General features: G+C 74.0%; 15 protein-coding genes. 8 read left to right on the top strand and 7 right to left on the bottom strand.

The features are described from left to right. Positions 1 to 150 precede the first annotated feature (150 nt). The 3 genes from AB0G08_RS26415 (at position 151) to ctaD (ending at position 3,541) form a co-directional block, all read left to right on the top strand. Complete coding sequence (locus AB0G08_RS26415; protein WP_358092516.1) at positions 151 to 603, top strand: DUF4383 domain-containing protein; 453 nt, start codon at positions 151 to 153, stop codon at positions 601 to 603. A gap of 103 nt (positions 604 to 706) precedes the next feature. Beyond that, positions 707 to 1,435 (top strand): ATP-binding protein, encoded by a 729-nt coding sequence (locus tag AB0G08_RS26410; protein WP_358092472.1) that lies wholly within the window; start codon positions 707 to 709, stop codon positions 1,433 to 1,435. A gap of 105 nt (positions 1,436 to 1,540) precedes the next feature. Beyond that, positions 1,541 to 3,541, top strand: a complete 2,001-nt coding sequence (ctaD, locus tag AB0G08_RS26405; RefSeq protein WP_358092470.1) for a cytochrome c oxidase subunit I — start codon at positions 1,541 to 1,543, stop codon at positions 3,539 to 3,541. 152 nt (positions 3,542 to 3,693) lie between these two features. On the opposite strand, the gene AB0G08_RS26400 is transcribed toward ctaD, so the two are convergent. Beyond that, the gene (locus AB0G08_RS26400; protein WP_358092468.1) at positions 3,694 to 4,833 is read right to left on the bottom strand and encodes a SigB/SigF/SigG family RNA polymerase sigma factor; all 1,140 of its coding nucleotides are present in this window, start codon (positions 4,831 to 4,833) and stop codon (positions 3,694 to 3,696) included. A 228-nt stretch (positions 4,834 to 5,061) separates the two neighbouring features. Then, positions 5,062 to 6,474 carry a hypothetical protein gene (locus AB0G08_RS26395; RefSeq protein WP_358092514.1) on the bottom strand — a complete coding sequence of 471 codons (1,413 nt, stop codon included), beginning with the start codon at positions 6,472 to 6,474 and terminating at the stop codon, positions 5,062 to 5,064. A 211-nt stretch (positions 6,475 to 6,685) separates the two neighbouring features. On the opposite strand from AB0G08_RS26395, the gene AB0G08_RS26390 reads away from it, so the two are divergent. Then, the gene (locus tag AB0G08_RS26390; RefSeq protein ID WP_358092466.1) at positions 6,686 to 6,916 is read left to right on the top strand and encodes a CDGSH iron-sulfur domain-containing protein; all 231 of its coding nucleotides are present in this window, start codon (positions 6,686 to 6,688) and stop codon (positions 6,914 to 6,916) included. Positions 6,917 to 7,122: 206 nt separating this feature from the next. On the opposite strand, the gene AB0G08_RS26385 is transcribed toward AB0G08_RS26390, so the two are convergent. Genes AB0G08_RS26385 through AB0G08_RS26375 form a run of 3 tightly spaced genes read right to left on the bottom strand, consistent with a single transcriptional unit; the run spans position 7,123 to position 11,141 of the window. Continuing rightward, complete coding sequence (locus tag AB0G08_RS26385) at positions 7,123 to 8,211, bottom strand: iron-containing redox enzyme family protein (protein ID WP_358092464.1); 1,089 nt, start codon at positions 8,209 to 8,211, stop codon at positions 7,123 to 7,125. A gap of 52 nt (positions 8,212 to 8,263) precedes the next feature. Further along, entirely contained in the window at positions 8,264 to 10,024 is a 1,761-nt protein-coding gene (locus tag AB0G08_RS26380; RefSeq protein WP_358092462.1) for a thiamine pyrophosphate-binding protein, read from the bottom strand. Further along, a complete protein-coding gene (locus AB0G08_RS26375; RefSeq protein WP_358092460.1) occupies positions 10,017 to 11,141 on the bottom strand; it encodes a Vms1/Ankzf1 family peptidyl-tRNA hydrolase in 1,125 nt (374 codons plus the stop codon). Before AB0G08_RS26375 ends, AB0G08_RS26380 begins: the two co-directional genes overlap by 8 nt. Before the next feature lie 142 nt (positions 11,142 to 11,283). Between AB0G08_RS26375 and AB0G08_RS26370 the strand changes: the two genes are divergently transcribed. Together AB0G08_RS26370 and AB0G08_RS26365 are read left to right on the top strand one after the other, a co-directional pair. Next, the gene (locus AB0G08_RS26370; protein ID WP_358092512.1) at positions 11,284 to 11,832 is read left to right on the top strand and encodes a hypothetical protein; all 549 of its coding nucleotides are present in this window, start codon (positions 11,284 to 11,286) and stop codon (positions 11,830 to 11,832) included. 103 nt (positions 11,833 to 11,935) lie between these two features. Further along, on the top strand, positions 11,936 to 12,796 hold the full coding sequence (locus AB0G08_RS26365) for an alpha/beta hydrolase (protein WP_358092458.1): 861 nt from the start codon (positions 11,936 to 11,938) through the stop codon (positions 12,794 to 12,796). A 73-nt stretch (positions 12,797 to 12,869) separates the two neighbouring features. Here the strand turns inward: AB0G08_RS26365 and AB0G08_RS26360 are convergent, their stop codons facing one another. Beyond that, positions 12,870 to 13,208, bottom strand: coding sequence for a DUF3817 domain-containing protein (locus tag AB0G08_RS26360; protein ID WP_358092456.1), 339 nt, complete (start codon positions 13,206 to 13,208; stop codon positions 12,870 to 12,872). A 184-nt stretch (positions 13,209 to 13,392) separates the two neighbouring features. On the opposite strand from AB0G08_RS26360, the gene AB0G08_RS26355 reads away from it, so the two are divergent. Next, positions 13,393 to 14,871, top strand: a complete 1,479-nt coding sequence (locus AB0G08_RS26355) for a glutamate--cysteine ligase (RefSeq protein WP_358092510.1) — start codon at positions 13,393 to 13,395, stop codon at positions 14,869 to 14,871. 63 nt (positions 14,872 to 14,934) lie between these two features. On the opposite strand, the gene AB0G08_RS26350 is transcribed toward AB0G08_RS26355, so the two are convergent. Further along, on the bottom strand, positions 14,935 to 15,621 hold the full coding sequence (locus AB0G08_RS26350; RefSeq protein WP_358092454.1) for a GNAT family N-acetyltransferase: 687 nt from the start codon (positions 15,619 to 15,621) through the stop codon (positions 14,935 to 14,937). Positions 15,622 to 16,072: 451 nt separating this feature from the next. Here AB0G08_RS26350 and AB0G08_RS26345 point away from each other — a divergent pair, with 451 nt between their 5' ends. Continuing rightward, complete coding sequence (locus tag AB0G08_RS26345; RefSeq protein WP_358092452.1) at positions 16,073 to 17,071, top strand: hypothetical protein; 999 nt, start codon at positions 16,073 to 16,075, stop codon at positions 17,069 to 17,071. The last annotated feature ends 135 nt before the right edge of the window (positions 17,072 to 17,206 follow it).

The following is a 17,206-nucleotide window of genomic DNA, read 5'->3' as shown; positions in this document are numbered from 1 at the left end:
CGGCCCCGGTTCCGTGCCGGGGCCGGACCCGCGGATCGGGACGATTCGCCGGCGGCGGGGTTTGGCGGTGGGAGCAGCGGGAAGGCGCGGTCCGCTCAGCGTTCCCGCTCAGCGTTCCCGCACAGTGAGGAGACGGCGGTGACCGGTCCCATGGCGCGCTCCCGCGCCCGGCACAACCCGGCCGACGGCAGGGCTCCCGTCCGGCGGGCCGCCACCGCCGTGGCGGTGGTCTTCCTCCTGGTCGGCCTGCTCGGCTTCGTGCCGGGCATCACCAGCAGCTTCGGCGACCTGCGCTTCGCAGGGCACGACTCCGACGCCAAGCTGCTCGGCCTGTTCCAGGTCTCGGTGCTGCACAACATCGTCCACCTGCTCTTCGGCGTGGCCGGGCTGGTGCTGGCCCGCACCGTCTCGGGCGCGCGGACGTACCTGATCGGCGGTGGCGCGATCTACCTGGTGCTCTGGCTCTACGGCCTGGTGATCGACCACGACAGCGCAGCCAACTTCATCCCGGTCAACAATGCCGACAACTGGCTGCACCTGTTCCTCGGTCTGGGCATGATCGCGCTCGGCATCCTGACCACCCGGGGCCGACGCCACCGGTGACGCAGCGCAACCGGCCGGGGCGACGACGCCCCGGCCGGTTCGTTTGACCCTCCGCGCGCCCGGGTAGTTCGCAGATTCCGACGATCGCGAAACGAGGCGCACGATGCCGAGCCGGATCACCTGTGAGGTGCACGACGGGTCACCCGTGACCCTCGTACGCCTGCATGGCGGCCTCGACCTCGGCACCATGCGCAGCGTGCACACGGTGCTGGACCGGTGCCTCGCCAGCCAGCCCGACGCCCTCGTGGTCGACCTCACCGACGTCACCGTGCGTGACCGACTTGCCCTCTCGGTCTTCGCCGCCACCGCCCGCCGGGCGGCCGGCTGGCCGGCGGTGCCCGTCGTGCTGTGCGCCCCGCCGTCCGAGGCGGCGACCTGGCTGGCCCAGTCGACCGCCTGCCGGGTGGTGCCCGTGCGCCGCGACTGCGACGAGGCGACCCGGGCGGCGAACGCGGCGGCGTCGCCCCGGCTGCGGGCCCGACTCGAACCGGTCGCCGAGGCCTGCCGGCGGGCGCGGGAGCTGGTCGCCGACGCGTGCGCCCGCTGGAACCTGCCGGAAGCTGCCGGCCCGGCGTCGCTGGTGCTCAGCGAGCTGGTCGGCAACGTGGTCCGGCACGCCGGCACGCCGATGCAGGTGACGCTGACCCTGTGCCGGCCGTACCTGCACCTGGTGGTGGCGGACGGCAACCGGGCCACCGTGCGGGCCGGCGCTGCGGACCTGCGGGCCGAGGGCGGCCGGGGGCTGATGCTCGTCCGTGAGCTGGCCCAGCGGTGGGGCAGCGCGCCGGCCGGCGACGGAAAGGTCGTCTGGGCCATACTGCCCGCGAATTAGCCGAATTTACCACTCTCGCCTGAATGACCGCTGTGGCCTGGTTTCATGGGCGGAGGGGCGGGTAGCCGCGCCGTCCTATCTGTCGTCTGGCGGGGTGAGAGTCACATGCCCAAGCGGGTAACCACGGAACCACGCGACCGGGGACCGGCGATCTTGGCACCGGCACGCTTCGGTGGCTATCCCGGGCCGTTGCGCAAGGCGCTGCCCGGCGGGAAGCTGACCCGGTTCCTGGCCACCACCGACCACAAGCAGATCGGGCTGCTCTACCTGCTCAGCTCGTTCGGCTTCTTCCTGGTCGCCGGGATCCAGGCGATGCTGATGCGCGCCGAACTGGCCCGGCCCGGCATGCAGATCCTCTCCTCCGAGCAGTACAACCAGCTCTTCACCTCGCACGGCGCGGTCATGCTGCTGCTGTTCGCCACGCCGGCGGCGTTCGGGTTCGCCAACTACATCGTGCCGATCCAGATCGGCGCCCCGGACGTGTCGTTCCCCCGGCTCAACGCCCTCGCGTACTGGCTCTACCTGTTCGGCGGCCTGATGGTGCTCGGCGGCTTCCTCACCCCGGGCGGCTCCGCCGACTTCGGGTGGACCGCGTACTCGCCGCTGAGCAGCCAGGAGCACTCCCCCGGCGTCGGCGCCAACATGTGGGTGATCGGCCTGGTGATCTCGGGGCTGGGCACCATCCTCGGGGCGGTCAACCTGATCACCACGATCCTCACCCTGCGCGCGCCCGGCATGACCATGTTCCGGATGCCGATCTTCACCTGGAACATGCTCTTCACCAGCGTGCTGGTGATCCTGGTGTTCCCGCTGCTCGCCGCGGCGCTGCTGGCGCTCGCCGCCGACCGGCTGCTCAACGCCCACGTCTACGACCCGATGACCGCCGGCCCGATGCTCTACCAGCACCTGTTCTGGTTCTTCGGTCATCCCGAGGTCTACATCATCGCGCTGCCGTTCTTCGGCATCATCACGGAGATCATCCCGGTCTTCTCCCGCAAGCCGATCTTCGGCTACACGGGTCTGGTGCTGGCCACCGCCGCGATCACCGTGCTGTCGATGACCGTGTGGGCCCACCACATGTTCGCCACCGGCCAGGTGCTGCTGCCGTTCTTCAGCATCCTGAGCTACCTGATCGCGGTGCCCACCGGCGTGAAGTTCTTCAACTGGATCGGCACCATGTGGAAGGGGCAGCTCACCTTCGAGACGCCGATGCTCTTCGCGATCGGCTTCCTGGTCACCTTCCTCTTCGGCGGCCTCACCGGGGTGCTGCTGGCCAGTCCGCCGGCGGACTGGCACACCCACGACACGTACTTCGTCGTCGGGCACTTCCACTACGTGCTGTTCGGCACGGTGGTCTTCGCGCTCTTCGGCGGCTTCTACTTCTGGTGGCCGAAGATGACCGGCCGGCTGCTGGACGACCGGCTCGGCAAGGCCCACTTCTGGACGATGTTCCTCGGCTTCCACGGCACCTTCCTCGTCCAGCACTGGCTGGGCAACGAGGGCTTCCCCCGCCGGTACGCCGACTACCTGCCGAGCGACGGGTTCACCGCCCTGAACACCTTCTCCAGCATCTCCGCCTTCGTGCTCGGCGCGTCCACGCTCTTCTTCATGTGGAACGCCTGGAAGTCGTGGCGGTACGGCGCGATGGTGAACGTCGACGACCCGTGGGGCTTCGGCAACTCGCTGGAGTGGGCGACCACCTGCCCGCCGCCGCTGCGCAACTTCGACCGGATGCCCCGCATCCGCTCCGAGCGGCCCGCCTTCGACGCCAAGTACGGCCCGCTCGTCGCCGACCTCGGCCGGGACCTGCCCCAGCGCACCACCAAACCGCCGCAGGACTTCCGCGACGAACTGCACCGCGAGAAGCACCTGCCCGAGGCGCCGGCCGCCGAGGGGGCGCACGGCGCGCGGGAGGCCGCCGCGTACCAGCCCGCGGCGCAGTCCGGGGCCCGGCCGGTCGACGTCCCCGAGCCCGACGACATCCGCCGGCCCAGCTTCGAGCAGACCGACGAGCCGGAGGAAACCCGCCTCGGCGCCGACCGGGAGCCGCAGGCCAACGACCGCTGGCGGCACCCGCGCGGCCCCGGCGACACCCCCGAGCGCTGAGCGGACGTACGCGCCCCCGCGCGGGCCCGGCGACACCGCAGAGCGTCGAGCGGGCGGTACCCGACACCCCACTCGGCCCGGCGCAGAGCGGGCGGACGCGCCGAAGGGCCGGCACCCCCAAGAAGGGGTGCCGGCCCTTTCCGACGTCGTGCTCAGGACTCCCGGGCCGCCGCCAGCCCCGCCGCGGTGAGCGAGCGGCGCACGGCCGGTTGGACGCGGGTCAGCCGCAGCGGCACGCCCGTGCGGGCGGCGGCCTCGCGGCCCGCCATCAGCGCGGCGATGCCGCCGGCGTCGAAGCCCCCCGCGCCCACCAGGTCGACCACCACCTCGGCCGGCTGCCCGGTCACCGCCTCGATCATCGCCCGGCGCAGCTGGTCCGCGCCGTCCCGGTCGACCTCCCCGCCGACCTCCACGACCACCCGGTCGCCGTTGTGCCGGACCGAGATCCTCGTCTTCGCCGGCTCCGACTCGGCGGCCCCGTTCTGCCACGGCGGCGGGGCGTCGGCGAGCATCGCCTGGCGCAGCCAGGTCAGCGCCCGCGACAGCAGTCGGGAGACGTGCATCTGGGAGATGCCGAACCGGGCGGCGATCTCCGCCTGGGTCTGGTTGCCGTAGAAACGCATGGCCAGGATGCGCCGCTCCCGCCAGGGCAGCCGGTGCAGCAGCCCGCTGACCGTCACCCGGTCGTCGACGGATTCCAGCGCGTTGTCGGACTCGCCGACCAGGTCGCCGAACTCGGCCGAGCTCTCCCCGCCGACGGGGGCGTTCAGCGAGGCCGGGCTGTAGCCGGCCGCCGACTCCAGCGCGGCGAGGATCTCCTCCTGCGGCGTCTCCAGCCGCTCCGCCAGCTCGGCGACCGTCGGGGCCCGGGACAGCTCACTGGTCAGCGCGGAGGTCGCCTGCCCCACCTCCAGGATCAGGTCGCGCAGCCGGCGTGGCACGTGCACGCCCCAGGTGCGGTCGCGGAAGTGCCGCTTGATCTCGCCGACGATGGTGATGGCCGCGTACGCGGTGAACGAGCCCCGCTCCGGGTCGTACCGGTCGACGGCGTTGACCAGGCCGAGCCGGGCCACCTGCTCCAGGTCCTCCAGCGGCTCGCCGCGCCCGCGGTAGCGGCGGGCCAGCCGGCCCGCGAACGGCAGGGCGAACCGGACCAGGTCGTCGCGCGCCTCCTGGCGTCGTTCGGGCGGTAGGCCCTCGATCCGGGCCGCGTACGCCAGTGCGGCCGCGTCGAGGTCCTCCAGGCCCCGATCGGTCGGAGGTGGTGTGGTCGTGGTGGTCTGTCCGAACATCCGCGCCTCCCTCAGGAAGGTCCCCCGCCCGGATTCAGGAAACCGGTCGTGCGCGCGCGTGGTCGCACCACGCCCGGGCCGGAAAGTGGGTCACATGACTGGGATGTCAGCGGGCGACGGCGCCACGCCGGACGGCGTGATCAGGCCGTCGCAGCCAGCGGTGTTCCCGCTCCGTAGGTACTCAATCACGGGACCCGGGGTTCGCGAGGATGTTTCGAAAGGGCCGACTCAACAGACCAGTAACCCCTGGTCGCCGCCGCCGTCGCGTAGCGCCGCGAGGGCCTCGGGGACGGTCATCGGCGGCGGGGTCGGCAGGTCGTACGGCTGCGCCCGCAGCACCTCCGTCGCCCGGCGGGTGGGCACCGAGGTGACCGGGTAGCCGCGCGCCGAGGTGCGGTCCAGCGCCCGCCGGCGGCGTCCGAAGCCGGCGACGGCCAGCCACTGGGGCAGCCCGGCCAGCGCCGGCGACCGCAGGCCGGGCGGCTCGGGGAGCACGTCCACCGAGCTGAACGGCTCGCTCCCGGCGAGCCACCACTCCACCGCCTCCACGCTGCGCCGGGTGGCGTTCTCGCACCAGTACGGCACCATCCCGGCCCGCACCACCTGCCACGGGTCGAGCAGCCGGCCGCACTCCACCACCAGCCGGTTGCCGGTCTTGCCGGCAGCGCGCAGCCACCGCCGGTACAGGTCGGCGGTCGCGGCGCTGAGCGCCTCCGGCCGTGGCACGAGGACCCGGTGCAGGGGATGCCCGTGCCGGCCGGTCCACTCGCGGACGCCGGCCTCGAAACCGGAGTCCACGCCGTGTTCCGCCGGCTCGGGTGGCGCGGTGACCTCCGGCGGCGCCCACTGCGCGCCGTCCCCGCCGGCCGAGCGGAGCACCTGGCGCAGGGCGTGGCTGTCCGGGTGGAAGTCGACCGGGTCCAGGCCGCTGCCGGGGCAGCCGACCTGGAAGCTGTGCCCCGGGGCGGAGTCGAACACCGGCCAGGTGCGGGCGTCGCGCAGCAGCAGCACCGGGGCGCCGGGCTCCAGCCGGTCGGCCAGGAACCGCGCGTACGCGGCCGGCACGGACCGCCACCGGGCCGCCAGGGCGACCGTGGCGCCGGCCAGCGCGCCCCGGCTCGCGGGGCAGTGCACCTGGCGAACGTGCAGGTCGGCGTTGCCGCCGAGGAGGCGGGCGGTGAGGGCGGCACCGTGGTCCAGGGCGGCCTGCGGCCGGTCGACGGCGCCCTGCGCCCAGTGCACGGTCATCTCGAACCCGGCGGGCAGCCAGGGCACGCCGAGCGCCATCGCCAGGTGCGCGGCCGCGCCGTGGGGGGAGCCGATCAGGGCGCCCGGGTAGCGGCGGCGCGGGTACTGGTCGGCGAACCAGCGGGCGACCCGGTCGGCGTCGACCTCGGCCGTCTGCCCGGGCGTGAGCGCCACCCGGCCGGCCGCCCGGATCACCGCCGCCCGGCGCACCGGCTCGGGCGCGCCGGCGAACCGCGACAGCGGTCCCGGGTGCCCCGGGTGTCCGAGGTCGGCGCAGTCGGTCCCGCGCAGCGCCCGCGCGGTGGCGGCCACCAGGACCCGCGCGGCACTGCCCGCGGCCACGACCCGGTCGCCCGCCAGTCCGGCCCCGTCGGCCGTGAGTCCCTTGCGCACCTTGTGCACCGGCTCCACCTTGCCTCGTTCGCTCACCACGCGGCCCGGCTTCCCGTCCCGATGGGGTTCAAACGGGGCATCCCCCACCGGGCGGGACCAATCAGAAGATCCCGGGCGGGCCGCCGATCCGGGCGCCGACACCCGTCGCCGCTGCGACGGCACGCCGGTGACCAGGGGTTTCAGTGCCGGAGGAAGGGGCACATGAGCGCCCATGCGCACCGACGACGACACTCCCGCGGCGGCCACCATCACCCCCTACCAGGACGGGCCGCTGCTGGTCCGGGGCGACTTCGCCCTGGTCACCCCCGACGGGGAGACCATCGACGCGAGGCGGGGCACGGTGGCGCTGTGCCGCTGCGGGAAGTCGGCACTCAAGCCGTTCTGCGACGGCACCCACAAGGCCGTCAACTTCCGCGCCGGCACCACCCGCAACACCCCCTGACCCCCTGACCCCCTGACCCCCGGCCCTCCCTCCCCTCCCCCTCCCCTCCCCTCCCTGCACGTCGATCTTGCAGTTGTGGTGGGCGGAAAGCACCGTTCCGCGGCCTTCGCGGGGCACCACAACTGCATGATCGACGGCCCGACCCCGCGGGGGCGGGGTGGGGCGGGGTGGGGCGGGGTGGGGGCGGGGTCAGGCGGGGGGCGGGGTCAGGCCACGGCGGCGGGGAGGTCGGCGGCGCGCGGGCGGTCGCGCAGGTCGATGCGGATCGCTGCGGCGGTGGCGCGCAGGGAGGTGCGCCCGGCGGTCCAGGCGTCCAGCAGGTGCGCGGCGAAGAGCCGGTCCACCGCCAGCGCGGCGGCGGCGCCGAACAACACGTCCGGGGCGAGGCCCGGCTCGACGCGGACCAGGCCCCCGCACAGGTCGTGCGCGGCGATCTGCTCGTGCACCGCGTCGGCCTCGACGTGCTCGTCGTAGAAGCGGGTGGCCGGGCCGTCCAGGCCGAGGCGGCGCAGCCCGTTGCCGTACCGGCGGTTCGGCAGCGACGACGTCATCTCGTACGCGGCGAGGTGCCCCAGCAGCGCCCCGCGCAGCCGCCGGTGCAACCCGAACAGCGACATGAGGTTGTTGGTGGCGAGGGTGACCGCCGGCACGGCGTCCAGGTGGGCGGCGTAGCCGGTGTCCAGCCCCAGCCGGCCCAGGGTGACCCGGAACAGCTCGGCGTGCATCCGGTCCAGCCGCCCGTTGCCGTACTCGTCCATCTGGATCTCGACCAGGGCGGCCTTCGCCGGGCCGCCGAGGCGCGGCAGGGCCCAGCTGTGCGGGTCGGCCTCCCGCAGGTGGTAGATCGAGCGGTGGGTGACGAACTCCCGGAACTGCGCCAGCGACGCCCGGCGCTGAAGGTACCCGGCGAGCGACGGCCCGTCGTCGGCGGCGACCACGTCGGCCAGGGCCGCCGGCACCCCGCCGGGCAGCGCCGCCGGCAGCGGCCCCACCAGCGCGCGCACCGCCGCCTCGAAGTGGCGTTCGGCGTACGCGCGCAGGGCGAGCAGGGACGGCTGCCACTCCCACCCCTCGTCGACGCCCTGCCAGCCCCGGTAGTGCAGTTCGTAGCAGCAGAAGAGGGTGAGCTGGAGGTCCTCGTCGGTGATCGGGGCGGCCGGGTCGAGCCCGCTGCCGAGCCCCGCCGGAAGGTCGTGCGGCGTGCGCCGCAGCGCGTCCAGCAGCGCCGCCGAGACCGGTCCACGGGGCTGCGGCAGGGGCGCGGGACCGTACCGGCGATCCGGGGACTCTGACAAGGTGACCTCCAGCAGTCGTACTGCCCGTCCTCAGTGCCCGCGCGATGGGCCGTTAAACGAGGTCGTCGACCTCCACGGCCACGCCGGCGGCGAGCATCCGGTCGCGCACCCGCCGGGCGGCGTCGCCCTCGGCGAACACCTCACGCAGGTCCGCGAACGCGGGCTCGGGCGGCGCCAACCGCACCGCCGGATCGACCACCGCCTCCAGCACGCAGGGCCGGTCGGCCGCCAGCGCCTCGTCCCAGGCCGCCCCCACCAGCTCCGGCCGGTCGACGCGCACCCCGTGCAGGCCGAGCAGCCGCGCCCAGCCGGCGTACGGCACGTCGGGCAGGCGGTGCGTCGGATCGGTGGGCTTACGGCCGCCGCCGATGCCGGACTGGTCCCGGTTGTTGAGCACCAGCACCACCAGGCGGGGATCGCGCCACCCCCGCCAGTGGTGCGCCACGGTGATCAGCTCGGTCAGCCCGTTGAGCTGCATCGCGCCGTCGCCGAGCAGGGCGATCACCGGCTGGTCCGGGGCGGCGAGCTTGGCCGCCACGGCGTACGGCAGGGCACAGCCCGTCGCGCCGAGCGTGCCGCAGAGCTGCGCGTTGACGCCCGGGGGCAGTTCCAGGTGCCGGGCGTACCAGTAGCTGACCGATCCGACGTCCACCGCCACCGCCCCGCGGCGCGGGATCCTGGTGGCGAGTTCGTGCAGCACGAGCTGCGGGTTCACCGGCTCCGCGGGCGCGGCGGCCCGGTCGGCCCGCTCGGCGCGCCACCGGTCGACCGAGCCCTCGACGGTCTCCCGCCACCGGGCGTTGGGCCGGTCGGGCACCCGGGCCAGCAACGCTTGCAACGTCTCCTGGGCGTCGCCCACGAGCGGGACGTCCACCGGGTAGCGGGTGCCGATGCGGCGGCCGTCGATGTCGATCTGCACCGTGCGGGCCTGCCCCGGCATCGGGTAGTAGTCCGTCCACGGGTTGTTCGTGCCGACCAGCAGCAGCGTGTCGCAACCGCCCATCAGCTCGACGGCGGCCGGGGTGCCGATCTCACCGAGCACACCCGTGTGGAAGGGCAGCCGCTCGTCGAGCACCGGCTTGCCGAGCAGCGAGACGGCCACCCCGGCGCCGAGCCGGTCGGCGAGGGCGACGATCTCGCCGGCCGCGCCGCGCCCGCCCTGCCCGACCAGGATCGCGGTCCGCTGGCCGTTCGCGAACAGCTGGGCGGCCGCGTCCAGGTCGACCTCGTTCGGCAGGACCCGGGCCAGCGGCTCGCCCGGCGTCGCCGAGAACACCCCGGCCGCGTGCGACTGCAGGTCGGGCACGGCGGCCTCCTGCAACTGGCGTGGCAACACCACGCAGACCGGGCTGCGGGTCGCGGCGGCGACGCGGAACGCCTGGTCGAGCAGGGCCGGCACCCCTTCGGCGATGCGGCCGTACCGGACGAACTGGTTGCACGCGTCGGCGAACAGCCGGCTCAGCCCGATCTCCTGGTGGGCCCCGCCGAGCGGGCCCGAGATGTCCTCGCCGACGATCGCCACCACCGGCTTGCTGTCCAGCTTGGCGTCGTAGAGGCCGTTGAGCAGGTGGACGGCGCTGGGCCCCTGGGTGGCCAGGCAGACCCCGATGCCATTGGTGAACTTGGCGTGCCCGGTGGCCATGAAGGACGCGGTCTCCTCGTGCCGGGCCGGCACGAACGCCGGGTCCCCGCCCGAGGCGTCCAACGCCTCGACCACCGGGGCGATGGCCTCCCCGGGGTAGCCGAAGACCCGCGGCACCCGCCAGGCGCGCAGTCGCTCGACCACCAGGTCGGCCACCGTACGCTCAGCCATCGTCACGCCCCGGCGTGCCCGCGTCGACGTACCGCAGCACGGCCCCGACGCCGTCGGTCAGCTCCGGTGCCTCGTCCGGGCCCAGCACGGTCAGCTCGGCGTCGGTGCCGACCAGCGCGCGCACGAGGGCGGCGTCGGCGCGGACCTTCTCCGGGTCGCGTACGGACATGGCGGCGAGCTGCCCCGGGTCGGTGGCGATCTCGGTCGGGTCCGGCCCGATCCAGAGTTCCCCGGTGGCGGACGGGTCGTCGACGATGAGCATCGTCTCGACCTGGTTGCGTTGCAGGGCGGACACGACGGCATCCAGCCCGGCGCCGACGTCCTCCTGCATGCCGAAGCGGTCCAGCACGGCGGTGATCCGCTGGTCGGCCACCTCGGCGATGGTCTGCACAGTGAGGTCGTCGAGCAGGCTCTGGTCGGCGCCGCCGCCCCGGGATCCGGCGTCGGTGCGGACCATCAGGTCCTGCCAGCGTTCCGGCATCTGGGCGGCGATCACGCCGGTGGCGCGCACGTCGCCGGCGACCACCACCACCTCCGCGCCGACCTTCTCGGCCAGCTCCACCGTGGCGGCGGTGACGTCGCCCGCATTGTGGTGCCAGGCCTCCATCGCGGCCCTCTGGTGGTGCGACTGCGACCAGCCGCCGGGCTGCACCCGACGCAGCTGGAAGTGCTCCCGGCCGGTCACGTGGGCGCGGCGCGGCACGCCGCCGGCGCTGATCGCCATGGCGTCGGCGCCGGTCCGGTCGGCCAGCACCCGCACCCAGGCCACCTGCTCGCCGCGCTGCGCCAGCATCGGCATCACGTGCGGCAGCGAGGTGTACGCGGCGAGGTCCCGCAGCGGCGGGGCGGAGAGGTACTCCGACAGCACCACCCGGCCCCGGGCGCCGAAGACCGCCAGGCCGTAGTCCCCCGGCATCGGGTCGTGCCCCCGGACGAGGCGTTCGACGGCGTCGATGGTGTCCACGTCGGCGCGTTGCTGCTGAAGTTGTTGGCGCAGGGCCCGCCAGCGCAGATCGAGCGCCGGGTGGGCGTCCTCGGTGTTGGCGGACGCGTCCAGGTACACCGAGACCCACGGTCCCGGCCGGTCGTAGAGCGGGCGCAGGAAGGACAGCTGCATGCTCGACCCCTTTCCAGCTCGGCCCCCCGCTTACCCGCGCCGCTGCGGTTGTCACCTGGCCGCCGCGAGCGCGTGACCGGATTTCATTCATGTCGTTCAACCCGGATGGCCGATACCATCAGTGAACGGAACCGGACTCTGGGTGGTGGAAATGGACAGCGACCTGCACATCCGTCGGATCGTCCACCCGACCGACCGGATCGTCACGGGACGGATCATCCGGCTGATGGACGGCTACCCGCGCGAGGTGCGCATCGGCCAGCCGGTGCTGGTCGCGGTCCTCGCGGCGGCCGGGGTGGTCGGGCTGCTGATGGCGCTGGCCCGCTCCCTGTTCTCCGCCGGCTCCGGCGCCGCCCGTCGCCGGTTCAAGGAGCTGAAGAAGGGCCCGGAATACCTGGTCACCCCGGTGCGGCTGCGCGACGCCGCCGGGCGGCTCTGCGAGGTCGAGCTGCACGGGCACCTGCCGCAGAGCGCCCTGCACCCCGCCGACCACGTGCAGCTCACGCTGCGCCCTCAGGGCGACCCGGACCTGCCGCCGAAGATCGAGCGGATCGTGAACCTGACGACGGGCCAGCTGCTCACCCCGCGCACGGCCACCCTGTGGTCGCACCTCGGGCCGCCGCTGCTGCTCCAGGCGGCGCTGGGCGCGCTGCTGGTCGCCGCCCTGGTGGCCTGGTCCGCGCTGACCTGACAGCCGGATCGCCCGGCACCCGGCCGCGCGGCCCGGCGGCGAGCGGCGGGACGCCAGGGGCCCGCGCGGTTTCCGGCGGCGCGCCGACGGGCACCGTGGGGCTATGTTCGAGGGCTTCACGCTGGAGCAGATCGACGTCGGCGAGGTCCGGCTGCGGGTACGCCACGGCGGTTCGGGCCCACCCGTGGTGCTGCTGCACGGGCATCCGCGCACCCACGCCACCTGGCACCGGGTCGCGCCGCTGCTCGCCCGCGAGCACACGGTCATCTGCCCGGACCTGCGCGGCTACGGCGGCTCGTCGAAGCCGCCGAGCGACCCCGGGCACACCGCGTACGCCAAGCGGGCGATGGCCCGCGACGTGGTCGGCCTGCTCGACGCGCTCGGGCACGACCGGGCGGCGGTGGTGGGGCACGACCGGGGCTGCTACGTGGCGATGCGCACGGCGCTGGACCACCCGGACCGGGTCAGCCGGCTGGGCGTGCTCGACGGGGTGCCGATCGGCGAGGCCCTGGCGCGCGCCGACGCCCGGTTCGCGGCCCGTTGGTGGCACTGGTTCTTCCTGGGCCAGTCGGACAAGCCGGCGGAGCGGGTGATCACCGCCGACCCGGACGCCTGGTACGGGGGATCGCCTGCCGCGATGGGCGAGGAGGCGTACGCCGACTACCGCCGGGCCATCCACGACCCGGCGACGGTGCACGCGATGTGCGAGGACTACCGGGCCGGGCTCGGTCCGGACCGGGCGGCCGACGACGCCGACCGGGCCGCCGGGCGGCGGATCGCCTGCCCGGTGTTGTTCTGCTGGTCGGAGCGGGACGACATGGTCGACCTGTACGGCGACCCGGCGGCGATCTGGCGGGACTGGGCCGCCGACGTGCGGGTGGCCTCGATCGACTCGGGCCACCACATGGCCGAGGAGGCCCCGGAGCAGCTCGCCGCCGCGCTGGCCGACTTCCTCGCCGGCTGACCGCTCGGCGTCGCGCCGGCCGCCCCGTCTCCGCTCGGCCCCACCGCGAAGCCCTCGGCGGGTGGGGCGGCGGTCAGCCGACGGGGGTCAGCGGCCGGTCCGGCTCGCCGGCCGTGCGCAGCATCCCCCGCCGGGCCGCCCAGCGCTCGAAGACCAGGGTGGCGAACGGTGGCACGGCGCAGGCCAGCGCCACGAGGGTGGGCCAGAGCCGCCACCGGTGCAGCCGGGCCACCGCGAGGACCAGCAGGCCGTACGCGACGAAGAGCGCGCCGTGGACCGGGCCGAAGATCTTCACGCCGATCTCGTTGCCCGGGGGGCCGTACTTGACGGCCATGCCCACCAGCAGGGCCAGCCAGGAGCAGGCCTCGGCGACCGCCGCCGCCACGAACAGCCTGGTGATCTTCTCGCGCATCGTCACTCCCCCACCTGGTTGCCGCACATGCTAGCCACCCCCGGTGCCGCGCCGGCCGCACGACCGGCCGAGGCGACAGGGATCACTCGGGCCCCGGGTGGGTACGTACAAGAAGCTTCGGGTCTTCCCCGGCCCGCCCCGCGCGTGCGAGGTTAGGGGAACCAACGGTGACAGGGCGGTGACCATGGGCGAGGACGTCGGCGTACGGACCTTCAGTCGCGAGGACCGGGCCCGCTATCGCGAGAAGGTGCGGCGGTGCCTGGACGTCTTCGCCGAGATGCTCCGGGAGTCCCGCTTCGACGTCGAGCGGCCGATGACCGGGCTGGAGATCGAGCTGAACCTGGTGGACGACGGCTCGATGCCGGCCATGCGCAACGCCGACGTGCTGGCCGCCATCGCCGACCCGAGCTTCCAGACGGAGCTGGGCCAGTTCAACGTCGAGATCAACGTGGCGCCGCGCCGGCTGGCCGGCACCGGCACCCGCGAGTTCGAGGAGAACGTGCGAGCCAGCCTCAACGCCGCCGAGACCAGGGCGCGGGACGTCGGCGCGCACATGGTGATGATCGGCATCCTGCCGACGCTGCGGCCGGAGCACCTGACCGCCGAGACGCTGTCTGCCAACCCGCGCTACGCGCTGCTCAACGAGCAGATCTTCGCCGCCCGCGGCGAGGACCTGCGGATCGCGATCAACGGCGTGGAACGGCTCGCGGTCACCGCCGACACCATCACCCCGGAGGCGGCCTGCACGAGCACCCAGTTCCACCTCCAGGTCAGCCCGGCCCAGTTCGCCGACTACTGGAACGCCGCGCAGGTCGTCGCCGGCATCCAGGTGGCCCTGGGCGCGAACTCGCCGCTGCTCTTCGGCCGGGAGCTGTGGCGCGAGACCCGCATCCCGCTGTTCCAGCAGGCCACCGACACCCGGCCGGAGGAGATCAAGGCCCAGGGCGTACGCCCGAGGGTGTGGTTCGGCGAGCGCTGGATCACCACGGTGTTCGACCTGTTCGAGGAGAACGTCCGCTACTTCCCGGCGCTGCTGCCGGTCTGCGACGCAGAGGATCCGGCCGAGGCCCTCGCCCGGGGGGACGTGCCGAAGCTCGCCGAGCTGCGGCTGCACAACGGCACCGTCTACCGCTGGAACCGCCCGGTCTACGACGTGCTGAAGGGCCGCCCGCACCTGCGGGTGGAGAACCGGGTGCTGCCGGCCGGGCCGACGGTGCTCGACACGGTGGCCAACGGCGCCTTCTACTTCGGCCTCGTCCGGGCGCTCGCCGAGGCCGACCGGCCGTTGTGGTCGCAGATGTCGTTCAGCGCGGCCGAGGAGAACTTCACCGCCTGCGCCCGGCACGGCATCGACGCCCAGGTCTTCTGGCCCGGCCTGGGCTATCTCCCGGTCACCGAGCTGGTGCTGCGCCGGCTGCTGCCGCTGGCCCACCACGGGCTCGACCGGTGGGGCCTGGACCCGGCCGAGCGGGACCGGCTGCTCGGCATCATCGAGCAACGGTGCCTGACCGGGCGCAACGGGGCGAGCTGGCAGGTGGAGACCCTGCACCGGCTGGAGTCCGCCGACCACCTCGACCGGCCGGAGGCGCTGCGCGAGGTGGTGCGGCACTACGTGGCGCTGATGCACAGCAACCGGCCGGTCCACGAGTGGCCCATCCCCTGACCGGGGCCACCACGACCCACCGTCCACCGGTCGGCGCCGCCCGTCGCCCGTCGCGGCCGGACGTCAGGCCGGGCCCGGGTCCTCCCTGAGGAAGGCGCCCGAGACGTCCGATCGCACCGTCCAGCCGAGCGCGCGGTACAGGGCGCGTCCGTCGTCGGTGGCGACGAGGATCCCGGTGCGCATCCCGAGCCGCGCCGCGTGGTCGCAGAGCGCCCGCATGACGACCCTGCCCAGCCCGCGCCGCCGATGGGCGGGCTCCGTCTCGACCTGGTCGACGATGCCGAACTCCCCGGCGCCGGCCAGCCGCCCGGAGGCCGCCCGGCGCCCGGCCGCGTCGAGGACCGTCGCGACGACGACCCCGCCCTCGGCGAAGACCCGCGTCGCGTACGGTGCGGGCGGCTCGACCGCGCCCGGGGTCAGCGGCGCGCTCATGAGGTGTCCGGCGCTGTCCAGCGTCCAGGCGTCGGGCAGGGCGGCGCGGAGGCCGGCCCGGTCCCCGCTGACCTTGATCCAGGTGCCCGGCTGCGTCAGCTCCCGGCCGAGCCGCCCGAGCGAACAGGCGTCGTAGGTGTGCAGCACGTGGCGTACGCGGTGACCGGGCAGGCCCACGTCGACCCGGAAGCCGCCGGGAACGGCGACGGGGGCGGGGGTGCCCCGGCAGACCGCCCAGCCGTGCCCCCAGGCCGTCATCAACTCGGACACGGTGTGCGGCGAGCCGTCCGCGGCGGTCCGGGTGAGCGCGTCCGGCATGCGTGGTCCTTTCGAGAAGCCGTCGTTCCCACGCCGAGCTTATTGCAAAATGTAGGCAACAAGCGCGACGTGGGGTCGCCTTTCCGATCACCGGCCGGCGACAAGCCGGACGGGGTGGACCCACGCACGTCCTCGCGGCGGGCAGCCGGCCCGTTCCGGAGCTGACCGGCACCCAGAGCGGGCAGAACGGCCACGGAGATTGCGCACGATGGAAGAACCGGACCGACGGCGGCCACCCCATGATGAAACGCGGACATCGACCCGCACCATCCGGATGCTTGAAGGCGCCATGCTGGCACGTCCACGTCGACCGGTGGTCGTACACGTCGATCGGCGGTCGTCGACGCCGATCGCGGGCGTCGGCGCCAGCGTCGACGGCGGCGCCCGCGTCCTCTCCCCGCCTTCCCACCGGCCCCTCCCCACAGGTCCCTCCCCCACCCGAGGAGCGCATGTGACGCAGACCCAGCGGTCCCCCCAGCGACCCGACGCGCCCGTCCGGCTCGGCCCCGACGCCGTGCGGATCGGGACGTCCGCGTTCGTCAACGGGCACTTCCCCCGGCGGCGAGGGCTGATCATCCTGCTCAGCGTCCTCGGCGGGTTCCTGCTGACCGTCATCTGGTCGGCCGAGTTCGTGGACCGGACCATCGGCGACAACGTCGCCAACACGCTGCTCGGCCACGACGCCAAGGAGACGCCCATCCAGGGCCTCGCGGCCGGCATCCTCTTCGCCTTCGTCTCCGGCGTCGCGGGCACGTTCACCGCCTGCAACATCGCCGCGTTCGGCGCCCTGGCCCCGCTGACCGGCACCACGGGCGGCAGGTTCAGCCGGTTCGTCGCCCCGCTGAAGCCGCTGGGCTGGATGTCCGTGGGCATGATCGCGGTGTCGGCCGCCTACGGCGCGGTCGTCGGCCTCGTCGGCACCTCGATGCCGCAGTTCTCCACCGCGCCCAACGCCCCCGGCGGACTGTCGCCGCGGAGCATCCAGTCCATGGTGGTCTTCGGCGCGATCGGGCTCATCATGGTCTATCTCGGTCTGGCCTCGCTCGGCGTCGTGCCGGATCCGTTCGCCCGGCTCGCCCGACGGTTCCCCAACGCGCCGATGGTCTTCATGGGCGCGCTGATCGCCGGCTTCCTGATCGGCCGGCCCTTCGCGCTGTTCCGGCAGATGTTCCGCGACGCCGCCGAGAGCGGCAACCCGCTCTACGGCGCGGCGGCCTTCACGCTCCAGTCGCTCGGCAACATCGTCATCATGGCGGTGCTGTTCCTGCTGCTGGCCTGGCTCGCTGGTTCCCGCCTGCAACGCTGGTTCAGCGCCCGGCCGAGCCGCCTGGCGGTCCTGACCGCGGTCGCGTTCATCGTCGCCGGCGCCTTCACGTTCCTCTACTGGGACGTGCGGCTGCTCGCCCGCCGCGAGATCATCCCGTGGTACCCGACGGCCCCCTGGGCCTGAGCCGCGCCGGCTCGGCCCGGGGACGACGGCGCGCCGTCGTCCCCGGGCCGAGCCCGCCACCGGGGCCGCCCGTACCCGCCCAGACCATGAGGGCGCCCAGGGGGGACAGCTACAGAGTATTAATGAAAGAAAGTA

The organism is Micromonospora sp. NPDC023644 (assembly GCF_040640115.1).
GTDB lineage: Bacteria > Actinomycetota > Actinomycetes > Mycobacteriales > Micromonosporaceae > Micromonospora.
Note: the sequence above shows the minus strand (reverse complement) of the source record. Positions and strands in the feature narration are given on the sequence as shown.

What these genes read in the sequence shown, in the direction of transcription:
- AB0G08_RS26365 (WP_358092458.1), top strand. Translation starts at nt 11,936, where the DNA reads ATGTTCGAGGGCTTCACGCTGGAGCAGATCGACGTCGGCGAGGTCCGG.
- AB0G08_RS26350 (WP_358092454.1), bottom strand. Translation starts at nt 15,621, where the DNA reads ATGCCGGACGCGCTCACCCGGACCGCCGCGGACGGCTCGCCGCACACC.
- AB0G08_RS26410 (WP_358092472.1), top strand. Translation starts at nt 707, where the DNA reads ATGCCGAGCCGGATCACCTGTGAGGTGCACGACGGGTCACCCGTGACC.
- AB0G08_RS26375 (WP_358092460.1), bottom strand. Translation starts at nt 11,141, where the DNA reads ATGCAGCTGTCCTTCCTGCGCCCGCTCTACGACCGGCCGGGACCGTGG.
- ctaD (WP_358092470.1), top strand. Translation starts at nt 1,541, where the DNA reads ATGCCCAAGCGGGTAACCACGGAACCACGCGACCGGGGACCGGCGATC.
- AB0G08_RS26400 (WP_358092468.1), bottom strand. Translation starts at nt 4,833, where the DNA reads ATGTTCGGACAGACCACCACGACCACACCACCTCCGACCGATCGGGGC.
- AB0G08_RS26355 (WP_358092510.1), top strand. Translation starts at nt 13,393, where the DNA reads ATGGGCGAGGACGTCGGCGTACGGACCTTCAGTCGCGAGGACCGGGCC.
- AB0G08_RS26380 (WP_358092462.1), bottom strand. Translation starts at nt 10,024, where the DNA reads ATGGCTGAGCGTACGGTGGCCGACCTGGTGGTCGAGCGACTGCGCGCC.
- AB0G08_RS26390 (WP_358092466.1), top strand. Translation starts at nt 6,686, where the DNA reads ATGCGCACCGACGACGACACTCCCGCGGCGGCCACCATCACCCCCTAC.
- AB0G08_RS26360 (WP_358092456.1), bottom strand. Translation starts at nt 13,208, where the DNA reads ATGCGCGAGAAGATCACCAGGCTGTTCGTGGCGGCGGCGGTCGCCGAG.
- AB0G08_RS26415 (WP_358092516.1), top strand. Translation starts at nt 151, where the DNA reads ATGGCGCGCTCCCGCGCCCGGCACAACCCGGCCGACGGCAGGGCTCCC.